We start from the raw sequence: 17,575 nt of genomic DNA on the forward strand, positions 1-17,575 counted from the left end.
ATCCCACCACCACAACCAGGCCGACCCCCGAAACCCGGGAACAACCTCGCCGCGGCGACGAGAAGAAACAATAACCACCACACCCACAACCACGCAAACCAGCTGGTCGGAGCGCGAAAGCGGCGGGCCCGTAAGGACCCGCCGCCGTCGCAAAGCGTCCCGCTAGATGCGCCGCACGCCAGCGAAGTTCTTCTTGCCGCGGCGCAGAACGAGCCACTCCCCGTGAAGGAAGTCCTCCCCGGCCGGCGCCCACTCGTCGGACTCGACGCGCGAGTTGTTCGCGTACACCCCGCCTTCCTTGATCGAGCGCCTGGCGGCGCCGCGGGACTCCGAGAGGCCGGTCCCGACGAGGTAGTCAATGATCGTGTCTCCCTCAGCGGCGTCGTACACCGTGGTCTCCCGGATCGCGGACTCGAGCGTTGCAGAGTCGAGTACACTCAGGTCCCCGCGCCCGAAGAGCGCCTGGGAGGCCAGTTCGACTGCCGCGGTGGCGTCGGCCCCGTGGACCAGGGTGGTCATTTCCTGTGCCAGGCGCCTCTGCGCCTCCCGCTTGAAGGGACGCTCCTCCACCGCGACGGCCAGCTCGTCAAGTTCCTCCCGGGTGAGGAACGTGAACCAGCGGAGGTACCTGATCACATCGGCATCCGCCGTGTTCACGAAGTACTGGTACCAGGTGTACGGGCTGGTCATCTCGGGATCGAGCCAGAGGGAACCACCGCCGGTGGACTTGCCGAACTTCTTGCCCTCGGAGTCGGTGACGAGCGGCACCGTCAGCGCGTGCACCTGCTCCCCGTCCATGCGCCGGTTGAGGTCCACCCCCGCGACGAGGTTGCCCCACTGGTCACCGCCGCCGACCTGCAGCACGCAGTCGTAGGTGCGGCGCAGCTGAACGAAGTCGTTCGCCTGCAGGAGCATGTACGAGAACTCGGTGAACGAGATTCCGTCGTTGTCCAGGCGGCGCTTAACCGTCTCCCGCCCGAGCATGGTGGAGAGCGAAAAGTGCTTTCCCACGTCGCGGAGGAACTCAATGACCCCAAGGTCCCGCGTCCAGTCGTTGTTGTTGACCAGCAGCGCCCCGTTTTCCCCCTCGAAATCGACGAAGCGGGACAGCTGGCCCGAAATCCGCTCCGCCCAGTCGGAGACGGTGTCGGCGGAGTTCATGGAGCGCTCCCCCACGTCGCGGGGGTCGCCGATCATGCCGGTGGCCCCGCCGGCGAGGACGATCGGCCGGTGCCCCGCCATCTGGAAGCGCCTCAGCATGAGCAGCGGAACGAGGTGGCCGGCGTGGAGCGACGGCCCGGTCGGATCAAAGCCGCAGTACAGGGAGATGGGGGCGGCGGCGGCCTCGCGGAGGTTGCCGAGGTCCGTGGACTGGTTGATCAGGCCACGCCACTCGAGCTCGTCGATGATGTTGTTCTGGGTACTCATGGGGCTTTCTGTGTCTAGCTGTGTCTGGTGCCCGCGCCCGGGCGGGAGGCTAGGGCGCGTCGGCCGGGTGGGGCTGGGCTTCGTCGATGAGAAGGACGGGAATGTCGTCCTCGATACGGTAGGCGATGCCCAGTCGGGGGTTGACGAGGAGCTGCTCGTCCTCGAGGTAGGTCAGCGGGCCCTTGTCCTGCGGGCAGGCCAGGACGTCGAGAAGCTGCGGATCAAGACTCATGCACCCCATCCTACGTCGTGGGGTCCTTGCGCACCGGGGCCTGAGCCCACCCGCGGAATTCAGTGTTCGCCCGGGAGACGCGCTCGCGCTGCTCCTCAACCCGCGGGCGCGCCGTCCCGCCGCGGGTGTCGCGCGAGGCGACGGCGCCGTCGATGGTGAGCACCTCGCGCACATCCGGGCTGAGGCGCTTGTCGACGCCCGCCAGTTCCTCATCCGTCAGGTCGACGAGGTCCACGCCACGTGCCTCGGCGATGCGGACGCACGCGCCGGAGGCCTCGTGCGCCTCGCGGAAGGGAACGCCCCGGCGCACCATCCACTCGGCGAGATCCGTCGCGAGGGTGAACCCGGCGGGAGCCAGCTCGCGCATGCGCTCCTCGTGAAAATCAAGGGTGGAAACCAGACCCGTCATCGCCGGGAGGAGGATGCGCAGCTGGGTGACCGAGTCGAGCACCGGCTCCTTGTCCTCCTGGAGGTCCCGGTTGTAGGCCAGGGGCATCGCCTTCAGCGTCGCGAGCAGCCCGGTGAGGTTGCCGATGAGGCGCCCGGACTTGCCGCGGGCCAGCTCCGCCACGTCGGGGTTCTTCTTCTGCGGCATGATGGACGATCCGGTCGACCAGGCGTCGTCGAGCGTGACGTAACCGAACTCCGGGGTCGACCAGGCGATGATCTCCTCCGCCAGGCGCGACATGTCCACCGCCGTCTGGGCGAGAACGAAGGCCACCTCGGTGGCGAAGTCGCGCGACGCAGTGCCGTCGAGGGAGTTGTCCGCCGCGGAGTCGAAACCGAGCTCAGCGGCGATGGCCTCGGGGTCGAGGTGCAGGGATGAACCGGCGAGCGCCCCCGACCCGTAGGGCGAGACGGCGAGGCGCTTGTCGGCATCGCGGATGCGCTCCAGGTCCCGCAGAAGCGGCTGCGCGTGGGCGAGGAGCGAGTGGGCCAGGAGGATCGGCTGCGCCGCCTGGAAGTGGGTCTTGCCGGGCATGATCGCGTCCGGGTGCGCCTCCGCCTGGCGCACCAGCGCCTCGACGAGGTCGGTGATGTCCAGTGCCACGCCGCGCAGCGCGTCACGGCACCACATACGAAACATCGTGGCGACCTGGTCGTTGCGCGAGCGCCCAGCTCGGAGGCGCCCGCCCACCTCGGGCCCGACGCGCTCGATGAGACCGCGCTCCATGGCGCCGTGGACATCCTCATCGGTCGGCTGCGGAACGAAGCTGCCGTCCGCGACGTCGCGGCCCAAGCGGTCAAGCCCGTCGAGCATGGTCTCGAGGTCGGTGTCGGAGAGCAGACCCGCGCGGTTCAGCACCTTCGCGTGCGCCTTCGAGGCGAGGACGTCGTAGGGGGCGAGAACCCAGTCGAAGTGGGTGGACACCGACAGGGCGAACATGGCCTCGGACGGCCCGCCGGAGAAGCGCCCTCCCCACAGGGCGCCCTCGTTCGTCTTGTGCTGTCCCATTTACTTCCCGGCCTCGCGGTCGCGCTTGTTCGCAATCTGCGACGATAGGCCGTGGAGGCGGACAAAGCCCTTGGCCAGGGTCTGGTCGAAGGTGTCGCCGGTGTCGTAGGTGGCCAGGTTGAAGTCGTAGAGGGAGTGGTTGGAGCGGCGGCCGTTGACCACGGCCTTGCCCGCGTGGAGCACCATGCGGATGTCGCCGGTGACGTGCTCCTGGGTGGAGTCGATGAATGCGTCGAGGGAGCGCTTCAACGGGCCGAACCAGAGGCCGTCGTAGACCTCCTCGGACCACCGGGCGTCGATGAGCCTCTTGTAGCGAGCGAGCTCGCGCTCGACGGTGACGTCCTCGAGAGCCTTGTGGGCGGTGATGAGCGTGACCGCACCCGGGGCCTCGTAAACCTCGCGGGACTTGATGCCCACGAGGCGATCCTCCACCATGTCGAGACGCCCGATGCCCTGGGCACCGGCGCGGCGGTTGAGCTCCTCGATCGCCTCCAAGACGGTGACCTGGCGACCGTCGATGGCGACGGGCTTGCCGGCCTCGAAGGAAATGATCACCTCGTCGGGGGCGTTGCCCATGGCCGGATCCTCGGTGTACGCGTAGAGGTCCTTGGTCGGCGGGTTCCACAGGTCTTCGAGGAAACCCGTCTCCACGGCGCGCCCCCACACGTTCTGGTCAATCGAGAACGGCGACGAGGCGGACTGCTCGATGGGCAGGTTCTTCCCCTCGGCGTACTCGATGGCCTTGTCGCGTGTCCAGGCGTAGTCGCGTGCCGGCGCGACGATCTCGAGGTCCGGATCCTGGTTGAGGAAGCCGACCTCGAAGCGGACCTGGTCGTTGCCCTTGCCGGTGCAGCCGTGGGCGACATGGGTGCCCCCGTGCTCCTGCGCCGCCTGCACGAGGTGCTTGACAATCAGCGGGCGCGAGATGGCGGAGACGAGGGGGTACTCGCCCTGGTAGAGGGCGTTCGCCTTGATGGCGGGCAGGCAGTAGCCCTCCGCGAACTCGTCCTTGGCGTCGACGACGATCGACTCGACTGCACCGCAGGCGAGCGCGCGCTGGCGCACGGACTCCATGTCCTCCCCGCCCTGGCCCAGGTCGAGGGCCACGGCGACGACATCACCCTCCAGCATCTCACCCAGGTAGGGAATGGCCACGGAGGTGTCGAGGCCTCCGGAGTACGCGAGAACAACGCGGTTGGTCATGGTGAATCTCCTTTGCCGGGGCCCTTTCCGGGCGCCCGCGATCGAATTATGGGTAGTGGAGGTCTGTCCGTCAGAATACCGGTCCGGCCGGACACGCCGGGCCCGGGGTTTCACAGCACCGGGGAAGCCGTCAGCTCCCCTCCCCGCCCCTCCCCGGAACCCCGGGAGACGGGTCCGCCGGGCCCCCGAGCAGCAGGTCCGCCAGCTCGCGTCCGGACAGGGGGTCCCGGGCCAGGACAAAGATCGTGTCGTCGCCGGCGATGGAGCCTACGACCTGCTCCAGCCCCACACGGTCGATGTAGCTGGCCAGGTACTGCGCGGCGCCCGGCGGGGTGCGCAGCACGGCCATGGAGCCCGAATGGTCGGCGGACACGACGAGCTCGTCGAGCATGCGGCGCAGTTTCTCCCGCGGGCCCGAGTGGACCCGGCCGAGCGCCTCACCGTCGGCGTTGACGGTGTAGAACGCCCTCCCTCCCCCGGCGGGGCGGACCTTCTTCGCGCCAAGCTCGTCGAGGTCGCGGGAGAGCGTCGCCTGAGTAATGTCGATGCCGTCGTCAAGCAACAGCTCCGAGAGCTGAACCTGCGAGGACACCCTGGTGGCGGCGAGGATCTCGAGAATGCGCGCCTGGCGGGCGGTGCGCGAGACGGGCTGCCCCATCACTGGTGCTCCAAAAGCCAGACGAGCAAAGCTTTCTGCGCGTGCAGGCGGTTCTCGGCCTCGTCGAACACGCGGGAGGCGGGACCGTCGATGACCTCCGCCGCGACCTCGCTGCCGCGGTAGGCGGGGAGGCAGTGCAGGAAGATGGCGCCGGGATTGGCGCACCCCATCACCTCAGCGGTGACCTGGTAGGGCAAAAATGGCGTGCGACGGTCCTTGCCGTCGTCCTCCATTCCCATGGAGACCCAGGTGTCCGCGATAACCACGTCTGCGCCGGCAACCTCATCGAGGCTGGTGGAGACGGTGACGCTCGCCCCGGTCTCCCGGGCACGATCCTGCGCACGGTCGATGAACGGCTGTTCCGGTAGGAACCCCTCCGGGCCGACGATGGAGATGTCCATCCCCGCCGTGGCGAAGCCGATCATGTACGAGTTCGCCATGTTGTTGTTGCCGTCGCCCAGGTAGACGGCCTTCCTCCCCTTCAAACCGGCGGGCCCCTCGTCCGGGCAGAGGTTCTCCACGCAGGTCTGCAGGTCGGCGAGGATCTGGCACGGGTGCAGGTCGTCGGAGAGGGCGTTGATCATGGGGACGGTGGCCGTCTCCGCCATGTCCAGCAGGTTCCGGTGGGCGTAGGTGCGCCACACGATGGCCTCCACGTACCGCGAGAGGACCGCGCCCGTGTCCTGGTAGGTTTCCCCCTTGCCCATCTGGGAGTTTCCCGTCTCCGTCACGATGGCGTGGCCGCCGAGGTGGGCGATGCCGGCGTCGAAGGAGAAGCGCGTCCGGGTGGAGGTCTTGTCGAAGAGCACGGCGACCGACAACGGCCCCTCGAGCGGGCGGCGCGACAGGGGCTCGCGCTTCAGCTCCGCGGCCAGCTCGAGCACCTCAGCCTGCTCGGCGGGGGTGAGGTCATCGTCGGCGAGAAAATGCCGGGGGGTGGTGTCCATCAGTGGGTACCTTCCTTCGTGTTGAGGTTGCCGGAGCGGGCGTTCCGGCACGCCGCCAGGGTCGCCGCAATGCGGTCGGTGGCATCGGCGATCTCGCTTTCCGTGATTACGAGCGGGGGCGTGAGCCGCACGACGCTTGGCGACGGCGCGTTCAGGATCACCCCGTGTGCGAGACCCTCCGTGACCACCTCCCTGGCCAGAGGTTCATCGAGAACGGCACCGAGCATGAGTCCGCGGCCGCGCACCTCCGCGACACCGTCGATTTCGCCCAGCCCGCGGGCGAACGCGGACCCCTTTGCGGCGACGGCAGCGGTGAACTCCGCGTCCACCACGTCGAGAACGGCGTTGGCGGCGGCGCACACCACGGGGTTTCCCCCGAACGTCGTCCCGTGGGACCCCGGGGTGAACAGCGAGGCGGCGGGCCCGCAGGCGATGACCGCGCCGAGGGGAAACCCCCCACCGAGGCCCTTGGCCATGGTGACGACATCCGGCGCGACCCCCTCGTGCTGGAAGGCGAAGAAATCGCCCGTGCGGCCGACGCCCGTCTGCACCTCATCCACCACCATGAGGATGCCGTATTCGTCGCACAGTTCCCGAACGCCCCGCAGGAACCCCTCGGGAGCCGGAATCACACCCGTCTCACCCTGGATCGGCTCGGCGAAGATCGCGGCGACCTCCCCGGGGTTCATCTCGACCAGGGTGCGCAGGTAGTCCATGTCCCCGTAGGGGTAGAACTCCGCTCCCGGGACGAGGGGCTCGAAGGGCGCCCTCTTGTCCGGCTGCCCCGTCAGCGCGAGGGCCCCCATCGTCCTGCCGTGGAAGCCGTGGTGCGCGGCGAGCACCCGGCCGCGCCCCGTGAGCCGGGCGATCTTGAAGGCCGCCTCGTTGGCCTCCGCGCCGGAGTTGCAGAAGAAGACGCGGGCGGAGTCGTCGCCAACAATCGCCTTGAGCCGCTGCGCGAGGCGCACGGCGGGTGCGGAGGCGAAGAGGTTGGAGACGTGCCCGAGGCTGGAGACCTGAGCCGTCACGGCCTCCACTACCGCGGGGTGGGCGTGGCCGAGGGCGTTGACGGCGATTCCGGCCAGGAGGTCGATGTACTCGTTGCCCTCAGAGTCGACAACGGTGGCGCCGCGCCCGGAGACCAGCTCAATCGAGGGAGTGCCGTAGTTGTTCATCAGCACCTCACCCCACTGGGAGAGGGTGTCGCTCATGCCTGGTCATCCTTTCGAAAGACGGTTCCTTCTGGGTAGTTCGCCGCGTCGTAGGCGTCGGGAAGCACCATGGTTCCCACTCCCCCCATGGTGAGCAGCTCGAGGAGCACCGAGTGGGCGATGCGGCCGTCGATGACGTGGGCGGCCTTGACCCCTCCCCGCACCGCGGTGAAGCAGGCCTCCATCTTCGGGATCATGCCGGAATCGAGCTGTGGCATCATCTTCTCCAACTGACCCACCTCGATCTTCGAGAGGAGCGAATCCGTGTTGGGCCAGTCGGTGTAGAGGCCCTCGACGTTGGTGAGCACGACGAGGCGGTCCGCCCCGATGGCCGCGGCAAGGGCGCCCGCGGCCTCATCCGCGTTGATGTTGTACACGTCGCCGTCCTCACCCGGGGCGATGCCGGAGACGACCGGGATTCGGCCAGCCTCGATGATGTCCATCACGGCCGAGGGGTTGACGTCGACGATGGTGCCCACGAGCCCGATGTCGAGGAGCTCACCGTCCCGCTCGACTCGCCGGCGCACGGCGCGGAAGAGCCCCGCGTCCTCGCCCGAGGTGCCCACCGCGTAAGGGCCGTGCGAGTTGATCTTCCCGAGCAGGTCGCGGCCGACCTGCCCGAAGAGGACCATCCGCACGACCTCCAGGATCTCCGGGGTGGTGACGCGGAAACCTCCGACGAACTCGCCACCGTCGAGGCCGAGGCGCGAGAGCATGGCGGAGATCTGGGGGCCGCCGCCGTGCACGACGACGGGCTTCGCCCCCACCGTCCGGAGGAAGACCATATCTGCGGCGAAGGCGGCCTTGAGGGACTCGTCGATCATGGCGTTGCCGCCGTACTTCACCACGACGATCTTGTCGCGGTAGTACTGCAGCCACGGCAGAGCCTCGGCGAGCACGTGGGCTCGCGTTTCGTTGTTCAGGGGAAGGACTGGCTCGTTCATTGGGTCACCGGCTTAATGGTTCGGACTGGTTTGGCTGGGGCACGGAACTCCTACGTGCTGTAGGCGGAATTGATCTCCACGTAGGCGTGGGAGAGGTCGGTGGTGCGCACCGTCGCGCGTCCCGGGCCGCCGGTGCCCAGGTTCACCAGCACGTCGATGTCCGTGCCCGTCAGATCGACCTCGCGCGCGCCGGGGGCGCCGGTGGAGTCGATGCACACGGGCTGGCCGTTGAAGCTGACGCTGATGTGCTCTGGGTCCATCTCCGCATCGGCCATGCCGACGGCGGCGAGGGTGCGGCCCCAGTTCGGATCGGAGCCGAACATGGCGCATTTGAACAGGTTGTCACGCCCGATCGTGCGCGCCGCGTTGCGCGCCTGGTCGTCGCTGCCTGTCCCCTCCACCGTGATGGAGACGCGCTTGGTCACCCCCTCGGCATCGGCCTGCATCTGCGCCGCGAGATTGGAGCACACCTTGTGGATGGCCGCTTCGATCTCGGCCTGCGAGGGCACTACACCGCTCGCTCCGTTGGCCATCGCGATGACCGTGTCGTTCGTGGATGTCGAACCGTCGATGTCGAGTGTGTCGAAGGTGAGGGCGGTGGCCTTGCGCAGGGCCTCGGAAAGAGAGGCGCTGCTAACCGACGCGTCCGTGGTGACGCACACGAGCATTGTCGCCAGGGAGGGAGCCATCATGCCGACGCCCTTCCCCATCGCCCCCACGGTCCACCCGTCGCCTCTGAACGAGGCCTCCTTGGCCACGGTGTCGGTGGTCATGATCGCGCGCGCGGCGGCAGCCCCGTTGTCACCCAGTCCGCCGGCAAGCTCGGCGATGCCGGCGCGAACCTTGTCCATCGGCAGCAGCTCCCCGATCAGACCCGTGGAGCACACTGCGACATCGCCTGCGCCGAGTCCGAGCGCGTTCGAAGCGAGTTCCTGTTCCTCCTCGGCGTCGATGTCACCCTGCCTGCCGTTGCAGGCGTTGGCGTTGCCCGAATTGAACAGGACCGCTTTCAGCTCACCGTCCTCCACGGCGCGACGGGAAACCTTCACGGGCGAGGCGACAACGCGGTTGCGGGTGAACACGGCCGCGGCGTTGAACTCGGGGCCCTCGTTGAGCACAAGGGCCATGTCCGGGTTGCCGGAGGGTTTGATGCCGGCGGTTGTGGCGGCGGCTGAGAAACCCCGGGGGGTGGTGACCGTCATGGGCGGGTCTCCTTCGTTTGGATGCGGTCTCGGGCGGCTAGGGGGCGACGCCGACAGTGGGAAGGCCAGCGGTTTCGTCCCATCCGAGGGCGAGGTTCATGCACTGTACGGCCGCACCGGCGGTGCCCTTCGTGAGGTTGTCGATGGCCGCCGTCACCAGCAGCTTGCCCGCCGCCTCGTCCACTTCGGCCTGGAGGTGGCACATGTTGGACCCGACGACGTTCTGGGTCTCCGGCAGGACACGCTCCGGCAGAACGCGGATGAAGGGCTCACCGCGGTAGAAATCCGCGTAGGCGGCGCGTATCCGTTCCGTCGTCACACCGCCCGTGACCGGCGCCGTCACCGTGGTGAGGATACCGCGCGGCAGGGGTGCGAGAACCGGCGTGAAGCTGACGCTGACCGGGCGGTCCGTGACCTCCGCTATGTTCTGCGCGATCTCCGGGGTATGCCGGTGGCGCCCCGCGGTGTTGTAGGCCCGCAGGGAGCCCATGGTCTCGGATCCGAGCATCTGCACCGAAGCCTTCTTGCCCGCGCCGGAGACCCCGCTGACGGAAACGACGGTGAGATCGGGCTCCGCCAACCCCAGCGCAACGGCGGGAAGGGCGGCCAGAGTCGCTCCGGTGGGAAAACAGCCCGGGACGGCCACCCGGGTCGCGGAGGCGATCCGCTCCCGGTGTCCTGGCATCTCGGGAATGCCATAGGGCCAGCATCCGGCGTGCTTTCCGCCGTAGTAGCGGGTCCATTCTCCCGCGTCACGCAGGCGAAAATCCGCGGCGCAGTCGAGGATCAGTACGGAATCGGGAAGCTCGCGCGCGATCTCGGCTGAATGGCCGTGGGGCAGGCCGAGGAAAACCACGTCGTGGCCCTCCAGGACCTCGGCCGACGTGGGTTCGATGACGCGGTCGGCCAGCGGAGCGATGTGGGGCATGAGCGTGGCGACGTCCTGCCCGGCGTTGCTGTTGCCCGTCAGCGCGCCGATTTCAAGCTCCCCCGATTGGAACCGGGGGTGGCCGAGGAGGAGCCGGAGGATCTCTCCCCCGGCGTACCCGGTGGCCCCGGCCACCGCTACTTTCACTGTCATATCCTTGACCGTACGCAATTATGCGCGATTCTGCAAGTTATGCACGCATCTCCGCGCCAAACTTCTCCCGTGCGGCCTCCGCCGCCGACATGCGCGCCTCCGAGGCCTCGGCTTCGGTCAGCGTGCGGTCCGGCGCACGGAAGACGAGCCCGAACGCCAGGGACTTTTTCCCCTCCCCCAGCTGCGCGGAGCGGTAGACGTCGAAAAGCGTGACTCGCTCCACAAGCTCTCCGGCACCCTCCTCCACGGCCCTCCGCACCGCCTCGGCGGGGACCTCCTCGTCCACGACGAGGGCGATGTCCTGGTTCACCGCCGGGAAAGCGGAAAGAACGGGCGCGGGAAGGTTCTCGTCGAAGGGCAACGCTGAAAGGTCGATCTCCATCGCGCAGGTCCGGGCGGGCAGCTCGAGGGTCTCCAGAACCTGGGGATGCAGTTCACCGGCGTACCCGACGACGCGGCCGCCGACGCTGAGCGCAGCGCAGCGCCCGGGGTGCCACGGCAGGTGCTCCGCGGACTCCACGTCGAGCCCGACACCCGCCGCGCGCGCCACCACGCGGGCGGATTCGATGGCATCGGCCCAGGTGTAATCCCGCCCCTGGCCCCACGGGCCATCAAGCTCGCTGGCGCCGATGGCGACCGTGGCGGCGTGCAGGTTCTGCTCGGGCAGGGACTCGATGAGCTCCGCGATCGTCGCCGCGTCCGGCTTCGCGGTCACGGCCGGCAGCGGCGAGCGCTCGCCGCGCTTGAACGCCACCTGGGCGACAGAGAACAGGGAAAGGTCCCGCCGGCCACGGGCTACGTTGCGCCCCACGGCCTCGAGCATGGACGGCAGGAGCGTGGTGCCGAGGACCCCGTAGTCGTTGTCCAGCGGGTTCTGCACACGCACGGTGTTGCGTCGCGGGTCGTCGGCGCCGAGGCCCCATTTGTCGAAGACGTCGTTGGCGATGAACGGTGTGGGAATGACCTCCACATAACCGGAGTACGCCAGAGCGTGGGTCACGGCCCGGCGGCGCTTCTGCACGGGCGAAAGCCCACGGCCCCCGCGGGGCGTCGGGAGGATCGAGGGGATGGCGTCGAGGCCCTCGAGGCGCACGATCTCCTCGACCAGCTCCACCGGCTTGTTCAGATCGCCGCGCCACGTCGGCGGGGTCACACGCAGCACCTCACCGTCGGCGACGACGGAGCAGCCGACCTCCTCGAGGCGGCGGCGCACGGTTTCCGCGCTGTAGTCGACGCCGACAAGCTCGGACGGGCGGCTGGCTCGCATGGTGATGGTGCCACGCTGCGGCACCTCCCCCACCAGGGTGCGGCCGGGGGAGACGGTTCCGCCGGCGCAGTCGACGAGGAGGGCGCAGGCGAGATCGAGTGCCACCTCAACGATGGCGGGGTCCACACCGCGCTCGAAACGTCGTGACGCTTCGGAGCTGAGCTTGTGCCGGCGTGCGGTGCGCGCGACGGTGAGCTCGTCCCACGTCGCCGCCTCGAAGTACACGTTGGTGGTCCCGGAGGAGATCTCGGACCTGGTGCCACCCATGACACCCGCCAGCGACTGGATGCCGGAGTCATCGGAAATGACCACGTCACCGGGGGTGAGGATTCGCACGGTGTGATCGAGCGTCTCAAATTTCTCACCGCCCGCGGCGTTGTGCACGCGCAGGGCACCGCTGATCTGATCGGCATCGAAGGCGTGCATCGGCTGGCCGAGCAGGAGCATGACGTAGTTGGTCACGTCGGTCGCGGCGTTGACGGAGCGGATGCCGCAGAGCATCAGCTCGCGCTGCAACCAGAACGGCGCGGGGGCGGAGGGGTCGATCCCCTCCACCTTGCGCAGGCCGAAACGCTTCGCTTTGGTGGATGACTCGACCTGGACGTCGATGAGCGCACCACTCGCGGCGGGTACGCCGGAGACATCCACACCGCTCAGCACCGGCTCGTCCGCCATGTCCCGGTATTCCAGACCGAATGCTGAGGCGATCTCACGCGTCAGACCTCGGGCAGACAGGGCGTAACCACGGTCAGGAGTGATGTTGACGTCGAAGATGGTGTCGTTGAGCCCGAGGCCCGCGCGGGCATCGTCACCGGGTGCGCCGAAGACCTCCGGCAGCGTGATGATTCCCTCGCTGCGCGCGGTCATGCCGAGCTCGGCGGCGGAGGCCATCATGCCGTTGGAGATGTGGCCGTAGGTTTCGCGGGCGGCAATCTTGAACCCGCCCGGCAGCTCGGCACCCGGCAGAGACACGACCACCAGGTCACCCTCGGCAAAGTTGCGCGCCCCGCAGATGATGCCCTGCGGGTCCCCGGTGCCGTTCGCCTGGCCGACGTCGACCTGGCAGTAGCGGATGGGCTTCTTGAACCCGGTGAGCTCCTCAATCTTGAGAACGCGGCCGACCACGAGCGGCCCGGTGGTCTCGGGCAGGGGTGCGTACCCCTCCGTCTCGAAGCCGACGCGGACAAACCCGGAATCGAGTTCCTCCGGCGTGACCTGCCAATCATCGTTTCCTGCGCGACGCAGGAGGGTGGTGATCCAGTTGTGCGAAATCAGCATGATGTGTGTCTCCTACGCCTGTCTTAGGCCTGTACGCCGAACGGAATGGTGAAACGGACGTCGCCCTCGACCATGTCGCGCATGTCGGTCAGCCCGTTGCGGAACTGCAGGGTGCGCTCCAGGCCCATCCCGAAGGCGAAACCGGAGTACTCCTCGGGGTCGACACCGACTGCCCGCAGGACGTTCGGGTTGACCATGCCGCAGCCGCCCCACTCGATCCAGCCGGCGCCGCCCTTCTTGTTCGGGAACCACACGTCAACCTCTGCGGAGGGCTCGGTGAAGGGGAAGTAGTTGGTGCGCATGCGGGTCTTCGTCCCGGGCCCGAAGAGAACACGGGCCAGGTGGTCGAGGGTGCCGCGCAGGTGGGCCATCGTCAGGCCCTTGTCGACGGCCAACCCCTCTATCTGGTGGAACACGGGCGTGTGCGTCGCGTCCAGCTCGTCGGTGCGGAACACGCGGCCCGGGCAGGCGATGTAGACCGGCACGTCACGCTCGAGCATCGTGCGCACCTGCACGGGGGAGGTGTGCGTACGCAGGACCTGCTTGGAGCCCTCCTCGCCCACGTAGAAGGTGTCCTGGAGGGTCCGGGCGGGGTGGTCGGGGATGAAGTTCAGGGCGTCGAAGTTGAAGTACTCGGCCTCGACCTCGGGGCCCTCGGCGATCTCCCACCCCATGCCGACGAAGATATCCGCGATCTGCTCGCTCAGAGCGGTGATGGGGTGCATTGCGCCCACCTGGGTGCGGGTGCTGGGCAGAGTGACGTCCACCTTTTCCTCGCGCAGCTGCTGCTCGCGGTACTCCGCCTCACGGACGGCGCGGACGGTGGCGTACTCCTTCTCCACCCGTCCGCGCGCCATGTTCACCAGCCGCCCGGCATCCTTGCGCTGATCCTTGGGCAGCGAACCGAGGGCGCGACGGGCTTGGGGCAGAAACGCCTGCTCGCCGAGGTGCTGCCGGTGGGCTTCCTCCAGCGCGGGCAGATCCGCCGCAGCAGAGAAGGCCGCGATGGCCGCATCGGCGGCCTCGTTGAGAGACTGCTCGGTTAGTTGGACGTCGGGGGTGTCGGACACGCTCGTCCCTTCCAGTGACTCGGCATTGTGACGTAAAAGTGATCCCCAGCATACCCGCGCCCACTCCCCCGCCCGCCGGGAGGTCGCGGCGTCCCCGGGTCGGCCCCGGCGGCCGCCAACTCATACAGCAAACGTTCAGAAAAGTGTCGGTAGCTTCACCCCGTCTTCCCCGTCTCCCCGTGGCCCACCCCCACCGTCGGTGCAGCGCAGCACCCTAACCTCTCCTTCACATCACCCGCTCACCCGCTTTCCGCGGGACACCGAAAGGACACATTATGGCTCATCTATTCGAGGGCCGCGCCCTCCACCGCCCGGACGAGGATGTCGAGGATCAGGGCCTCGCCTTCGACCTTGCCACCATCGACGCCCGCGTCTCGCGGCGGCGCCTGCTCGGCATCCTCGGGGTCGGCGCCGGCTCTGTCGCGCTCGCCGCCTGCGCCCCCTCGGGTGCTGGCGCGGGTACCACCGCTCCGGCAACGGCCACGTCTGCGGCCGCCGCCCTGGCGGAAATGAAGACCGAAACCGCCGGGCCGTACCCCGGGGACGGCTCGAACGGTCCCGACGTGCTGGAAAAGGTCGGAGTGGAGCGCCGCGACATCCGCGGCTCCATCGGCGGGGGCGCGACGGCGAGCGGCATTCCGCTCACCCTGAGAATGAACATCGTCGACATGGTCAACTCCAACTCGCCCATGGCGGGCGCCGCCATCTACGTCTGGCACTGCAACGCCGAGGGCAAGTACTCCATGTACTCCACGGGATTGGAGGACGAGACCTACCTGCGCGGTGTCCAGGTCACCGGTGACGACGGGTCCGTCGAGTTCACCACCATCGTCCCCGGCTGCTACGACGGCCGCTGGCCGCACATCCACTTCGAGGTCTTCCGCTCGGTAGACGACATCACCGACTCCACCAAGGCCATCCTCACCTCGCAGATCGCCGTGCCGGAGAATGTGGCCGCGTCCGTCTACGCCACGGGCAACTACGGCGACTCCACTGCCAACCTGAACAAGGTGAGCCTGACCACCGACAACGTGTTCTCGGACGGCTGGGAGCAGCAGCTGCCCACCGTCAGCGGGGGAACCCAGGCGGGCTACGAGTTCAGCATCGACATCCCGATCGACACCACCACGGCCAACAGTGGCGGGGCCATGCCAGGCGGGCCCGGAGACGCGCCCGGGGGCACCCCTCCGATGGGAGGGACCCCGCCGATGGGGGGCACGCCGCCGGAACCGCCGAGCAGGTAGGGGCTACCCCTCCGGCGGGAACAGCGCCTTGGAGGACTCCCACATGCACATCGCGGCGGCCGTTGCCAGGTTGAGCGACTCCGCACTGCCGCGGATCGGGATGGACACCCTGTAGTCCGCGGAAGCCACCAACTCAGCCGGCAGTCCGTGCGCCTCATTGCCGAACAGCCACGCGGTGGGCTCACCCAGACGCTCCCCCGCCTCGCCCAGGGGGACCTCCCCGTCCATCGTTGTCGCCGCGAGCTTCAGGCCCGCCGCGCGCAGCTGACCCATCGCGTCCGCCACGTTGCGCTCGCGGGCGACAGGAACGTGGAACAGCGAACCCGCGGAGGCGCGCACCGCCTTGCCCGACTCGGGGTCCACCGTGTCGCCCGCGAAGACGACGGCATCCGCCCCGCACACGTCCGCGATGCGGATGAGAGTCCCGGCGTTGCCCGGGTCGCGGGTGCCCACCCCCACCGCGACAAACCTCGGCCTCCCGCGCAAGACCGAGCCGAGGGTCCACAGCACCGGGGTGCACACCGCGAAGATGCCGGTGGAGTGCACGGTGTCCGCGAGGTGAGCCGCGGCCCTGTCCGTGATCGCGTGCGCGTAGACGTTCATGTATTCGGCGGTGGTGAGGATCTCGTCGAACTCCGCAGCCGCGCGCTGCGTGACGAAGACGTCGGTCGCGGCCCCGGTGGCCACCGCGGCCTCCACCGAGTTCGCCCCCTCGGCCAGGAAACGCCCGACTTTGCGACGCCCCTGCGCCCTGTTCAGCTTCGCCGCGTTGACGATACGGGGGGTGCGCTCGGTGAAGGGTTCGGAGAAGTCGACGGCCATGGTGGTACAGGATACGCGCCGGGCATACGAGAACGCCCGCCGCACGCGGTGAAGCGCGGGGCGGGCGTCGTGAAGGGTGGAGCTTAGGCAGCCTTGGGGGCGTTGACATCCTCCGGGAGGGCGTTCTTGGCGATCTCGCAGATCGCGGAGAAAGCGGCGAAGTCGTTGACCGCGAGCTCGGCAAGGATCTTGCGGTCGACCTCAACCTCGGCCAGCTTCAGGCCGTGGATGAGGCGGTTGTAGGTGATGTCGTTCATGCGGGCCGCGGCGTTGATGCGCTGGATCCACAGCTTGCGGAACTCGTTCTTGCGCTGGCGGCGGTCGCGGTACGCGTAGGTCTGGGAGTGGAGCCACTGCTCCTTGGCCTTGCGGTACAGGCGGGAGCGCTGGCCGCGGTAGCCCTTGGCGGACTTGAGGATTGCGCGGCGCTTCTTCTTGGCATTGACTGAACGCTTAACACGTGCCATGAGTCATACTTCCTTGTCTGGATCGTTCGGTTGTTTAACTTCGGGCAGTGCTAGGACTTGCCGAGGAGGCGCTTCATGCGCTTGACATCGGCCGGTGCGACCTCGACCGTGCCGGAGAGCTTGCGGCGGCGCTTGGAGGACAGCTTCTCGTTCAGGTGGCGCTTGCCGGCCTGCTCACGGAAGAGCTTGCCCTTGCCATTGACCTTGATACGCTTGGCGGTGCCCTTGTGGGTCTTCTGCTTCATGTTGAAAGCCCTTCAGAGTTGAGAATGAATGCTACTTCTTGCCCTTGCGGGACGGCCCGAAGACCATGGTCATGTTGCGGCCGTCCTGCTTCGGACGGGACTCGACCACCCCGAGATCCCCAATGTCGTCGGCGAGACGCTCCAGGAGACGGTAGCCGAGCTCCGGCCGGGACTGCTCGCGGCCGCGGAACATGATCGTGACCTTGACCTTGTTACCCTTTTCCAGGAAGCGCTCGACGTTGGCTTTCTTCGTGTTGTAGTCGTTGTCATCGATCTTGGGACGGAACTTCTGTTCCTTCACCACGGTCTGCTGCTGGTTCTTCCGCGACTCGCGGGCCTTCTGGTCCTGCTCGTACTTGAACTTGCCGTAGTCCATGATCTTGGCCACCGGCGGCTTTGCGGAAGGCGCCACCTCGACCAGGTCGAGGTCGGCTTCGTAAGCCAGTTTGCGGGCGTCGTCCGTGCGGACGATTCCCACCTGCTCGCCGGACGGGCCGACGAGACGAACTTCGGGAACGCGGATGCGTTCATTGATCCGAGCTTCAGCGCTGATGAGAACTCCTAATGACTAGAGGAAAAACAATGTCGTTCGCTACCGAACCACTCTTGTCGAGTCCATCCCACGCAAAAACCCCCGCGCGCCAACGGCGTCACGGGAGCCCTTCCAGGTGCAGCATTCGCCTTGCGACGCCCACCGTACCCTTGACCCGTATCCTTCCTGTTGCCAGGCGGCGTGGGGTGGGAGAAACTCCACTTGTGGCCCGCGCGCCCCGAAAGGGTGCAACGGGCGGTAGTGCTGTAGAGGTTAGCACGCCTCCCC

At 67.9% G+C, this 17,575-nt stretch carries 17 protein-coding genes; 1 reads left to right on the forward strand and 16 read right to left on the reverse strand.

Annotated features, from left to right (window positions below):
* Positions 1-162: 162 nt before the first annotated feature.
* The 12 genes from tyrS to pheS all read right to left on the reverse strand — a co-directional run bounded on the left by tyrS (position 163) and on the right by pheS (position 13,977).
* Positions 163-1,428, reverse strand: a complete 1,266-nt coding sequence (gene tyrS / locus B3611_RS08495) for a tyrosine--tRNA ligase (RefSeq protein WP_291314651.1) — start codon at positions 1,426-1,428, stop codon at positions 163-165.
* Positions 1,429-1,477: 49 nt separating this feature from the next.
* A complete protein-coding gene (locus tag B3611_RS08500; RefSeq protein ID WP_291314652.1) occupies positions 1,478-1,660 on the reverse strand; it encodes a Trm112 family protein in 183 nt (60 codons plus the stop codon).
* A 10-nt stretch (positions 1,661-1,670) separates the two neighbouring features.
* Complete coding sequence (gene argH / locus B3611_RS08505; protein ID WP_291314653.1) at positions 1,671-3,116, reverse strand: argininosuccinate lyase; 1,446 nt, start codon at positions 3,114-3,116, stop codon at positions 1,671-1,673.
* Positions 3,117-4,319 carry an argininosuccinate synthase gene (locus tag B3611_RS08510; RefSeq protein WP_291314654.1) on the reverse strand — a complete coding sequence of 401 codons (1,203 nt, stop codon included), beginning with the start codon at positions 4,317-4,319 and terminating at the stop codon, positions 3,117-3,119. It lies immediately after the preceding gene.
* Between the two features lie 130 nt (positions 4,320-4,449).
* The gene (locus B3611_RS08515) at positions 4,450-4,977 is read right to left on the reverse strand and encodes an arginine repressor (protein ID WP_291314655.1); all 528 of its coding nucleotides are present in this window, start codon (positions 4,975-4,977) and stop codon (positions 4,450-4,452) included.
* Positions 4,977-5,924 carry an ornithine carbamoyltransferase gene (gene argF, locus B3611_RS08520; protein ID WP_291314656.1) on the reverse strand — a complete coding sequence of 316 codons (948 nt, stop codon included), beginning with the start codon at positions 5,922-5,924 and terminating at the stop codon, positions 4,977-4,979. Before argF ends, B3611_RS08515 begins: the two co-directional genes overlap by 1 nt.
* On the reverse strand, positions 5,924-7,135 hold the full coding sequence (locus tag B3611_RS08525; protein WP_291314657.1) for an acetylornithine transaminase: 1,212 nt from the start codon (positions 7,133-7,135) through the stop codon (positions 5,924-5,926). Before B3611_RS08525 ends, argF begins: the two co-directional genes overlap by 1 nt.
* Positions 7,132-8,079, reverse strand: coding sequence for an acetylglutamate kinase (argB, locus tag B3611_RS08530; RefSeq protein WP_291314658.1), 948 nt, complete (start codon positions 8,077-8,079; stop codon positions 7,132-7,134). The genes B3611_RS08525 and argB overlap by 4 nt, the downstream gene beginning before the upstream one ends.
* A 50-nt stretch (positions 8,080-8,129) precedes the next feature.
* A complete protein-coding gene (gene argJ, locus B3611_RS08535; RefSeq protein WP_291314659.1) occupies positions 8,130-9,281 on the reverse strand; it encodes a bifunctional glutamate N-acetyltransferase/amino-acid acetyltransferase ArgJ in 1,152 nt (383 codons plus the stop codon).
* A gap of 37 nt (positions 9,282-9,318) precedes the next feature.
* Entirely contained in the window at positions 9,319-10,362 is a 1,044-nt protein-coding gene (argC, locus tag B3611_RS08540; RefSeq protein WP_291314660.1) for an N-acetyl-gamma-glutamyl-phosphate reductase, read from the reverse strand.
* 37 nt (positions 10,363-10,399) lie between these two features.
* Positions 10,400-12,907 (reverse strand): phenylalanine--tRNA ligase subunit beta, encoded by a 2,508-nt coding sequence (pheT, locus tag B3611_RS08545; RefSeq protein WP_291314661.1) that lies wholly within the window; start codon positions 12,905-12,907, stop codon positions 10,400-10,402.
* Positions 12,908-12,930: 23 nt separating this feature from the next.
* Positions 12,931-13,977: a phenylalanine--tRNA ligase subunit alpha gene (gene pheS / locus B3611_RS08550; protein WP_291314662.1), complete on the reverse strand. Its 1,047-nt coding sequence runs from the start codon at positions 13,975-13,977 to the stop codon at positions 12,931-12,933.
* A 275-nt stretch (positions 13,978-14,252) separates the two neighbouring features.
* Here pheS and B3611_RS08555 point away from each other — a divergent pair, with 275 nt between their 5' ends.
* A complete protein-coding gene (locus B3611_RS08555) occupies positions 14,253-15,221 on the forward strand; it encodes a 3,4-dioxygenase subunit beta (RefSeq protein ID WP_291314663.1) in 969 nt (322 codons plus the stop codon).
* 3 nt (positions 15,222-15,224) lie between these two features.
* On the opposite strand, the gene B3611_RS08560 is transcribed toward B3611_RS08555, so the two are convergent.
* The 4 genes from B3611_RS08560 to infC form a co-directional block, all read right to left on the reverse strand.
* Positions 15,225-16,043 (reverse strand): TrmH family RNA methyltransferase, encoded by an 819-nt coding sequence (locus tag B3611_RS08560; RefSeq protein WP_291314664.1) that lies wholly within the window; start codon positions 16,041-16,043, stop codon positions 15,225-15,227.
* Between the two features lie 83 nt (positions 16,044-16,126).
* Positions 16,127-16,510 (reverse strand): 50S ribosomal protein L20, encoded by a 384-nt coding sequence (gene rplT, locus B3611_RS08565; protein WP_291314665.1) that lies wholly within the window; start codon positions 16,508-16,510, stop codon positions 16,127-16,129.
* 50 nt (positions 16,511-16,560) lie between these two features.
* On the reverse strand, positions 16,561-16,755 hold the full coding sequence (rpmI, locus tag B3611_RS08570) for a 50S ribosomal protein L35 (RefSeq protein ID WP_291314666.1): 195 nt from the start codon (positions 16,753-16,755) through the stop codon (positions 16,561-16,563).
* A 31-nt stretch (positions 16,756-16,786) separates the two neighbouring features.
* A complete protein-coding gene (gene infC, locus B3611_RS08575; RefSeq protein ID WP_291314727.1) occupies positions 16,787-17,308 on the reverse strand; it encodes a translation initiation factor IF-3 in 522 nt (173 codons plus the stop codon).
* Positions 17,309-17,575 lie beyond the last annotated feature (267 nt).

This window comes from Corynebacterium sp. UBA2622 (assembly GCF_002339505.1).
Taxonomy (GTDB): Bacteria; Actinomycetota; Actinomycetes; order Mycobacteriales; family Mycobacteriaceae; genus Corynebacterium.

Excerpts from the sequence above, each read along its gene's own strand:
- tyrS (WP_291314651.1), bottom strand. The coding sequence starts at position 1,428 with ATGAGTACCCAGAACAACATCATCGACGAGCTCGAGTGGCGTGGCCTG.
- B3611_RS08500 (WP_291314652.1), bottom strand. The coding sequence starts at position 1,660 with ATGAGTCTTGATCCGCAGCTTCTCGACGTCCTGGCCTGCCCGCAGGAC.
- argH (WP_291314653.1), bottom strand. The coding sequence starts at position 3,116 with ATGGGACAGCACAAGACGAACGAGGGCGCCCTGTGGGGAGGGCGCTTC.
- B3611_RS08510 (WP_291314654.1), bottom strand. The coding sequence starts at position 4,319 with ATGACCAACCGCGTTGTTCTCGCGTACTCCGGAGGCCTCGACACCTCC.
- B3611_RS08515 (WP_291314655.1), bottom strand. The coding sequence starts at position 4,977 with ATGGGGCAGCCCGTCTCGCGCACCGCCCGCCAGGCGCGCATTCTCGAG.
- argF (WP_291314656.1), bottom strand. The coding sequence starts at position 5,924 with ATGGACACCACCCCCCGGCATTTTCTCGCCGACGATGACCTCACCCCC.
- B3611_RS08525 (WP_291314657.1), bottom strand. The coding sequence starts at position 7,135 with ATGAGCGACACCCTCTCCCAGTGGGGTGAGGTGCTGATGAACAACTAC.
- argB (WP_291314658.1), bottom strand. The coding sequence starts at position 8,079 with ATGAACGAGCCAGTCCTTCCCCTGAACAACGAAACGCGAGCCCACGTG.
- argJ (WP_291314659.1), bottom strand. The coding sequence starts at position 9,281 with ATGACGGTCACCACCCCCCGGGGTTTCTCAGCCGCCGCCACAACCGCC.
- argC (WP_291314660.1), bottom strand. The coding sequence starts at position 10,362 with ATGACAGTGAAAGTAGCGGTGGCCGGGGCCACCGGGTACGCCGGGGGA.
- pheT (WP_291314661.1), bottom strand. The coding sequence starts at position 12,907 with ATGCTGATTTCGCACAACTGGATCACCACCCTCCTGCGTCGCGCAGGA.
- B3611_RS08555 (WP_291314663.1), top strand. The coding sequence starts at position 14,253 with ATGGCTCATCTATTCGAGGGCCGCGCCCTCCACCGCCCGGACGAGGAT.
- B3611_RS08560 (WP_291314664.1), bottom strand. The coding sequence starts at position 16,043 with ATGGCCGTCGACTTCTCCGAACCCTTCACCGAGCGCACCCCCCGTATC.
- rplT (WP_291314665.1), bottom strand. The coding sequence starts at position 16,510 with ATGGCACGTGTTAAGCGTTCAGTCAATGCCAAGAAGAAGCGCCGCGCA.
- rpmI (WP_291314666.1), bottom strand. The coding sequence starts at position 16,755 with ATGAAGCAGAAGACCCACAAGGGCACCGCCAAGCGTATCAAGGTCAAT.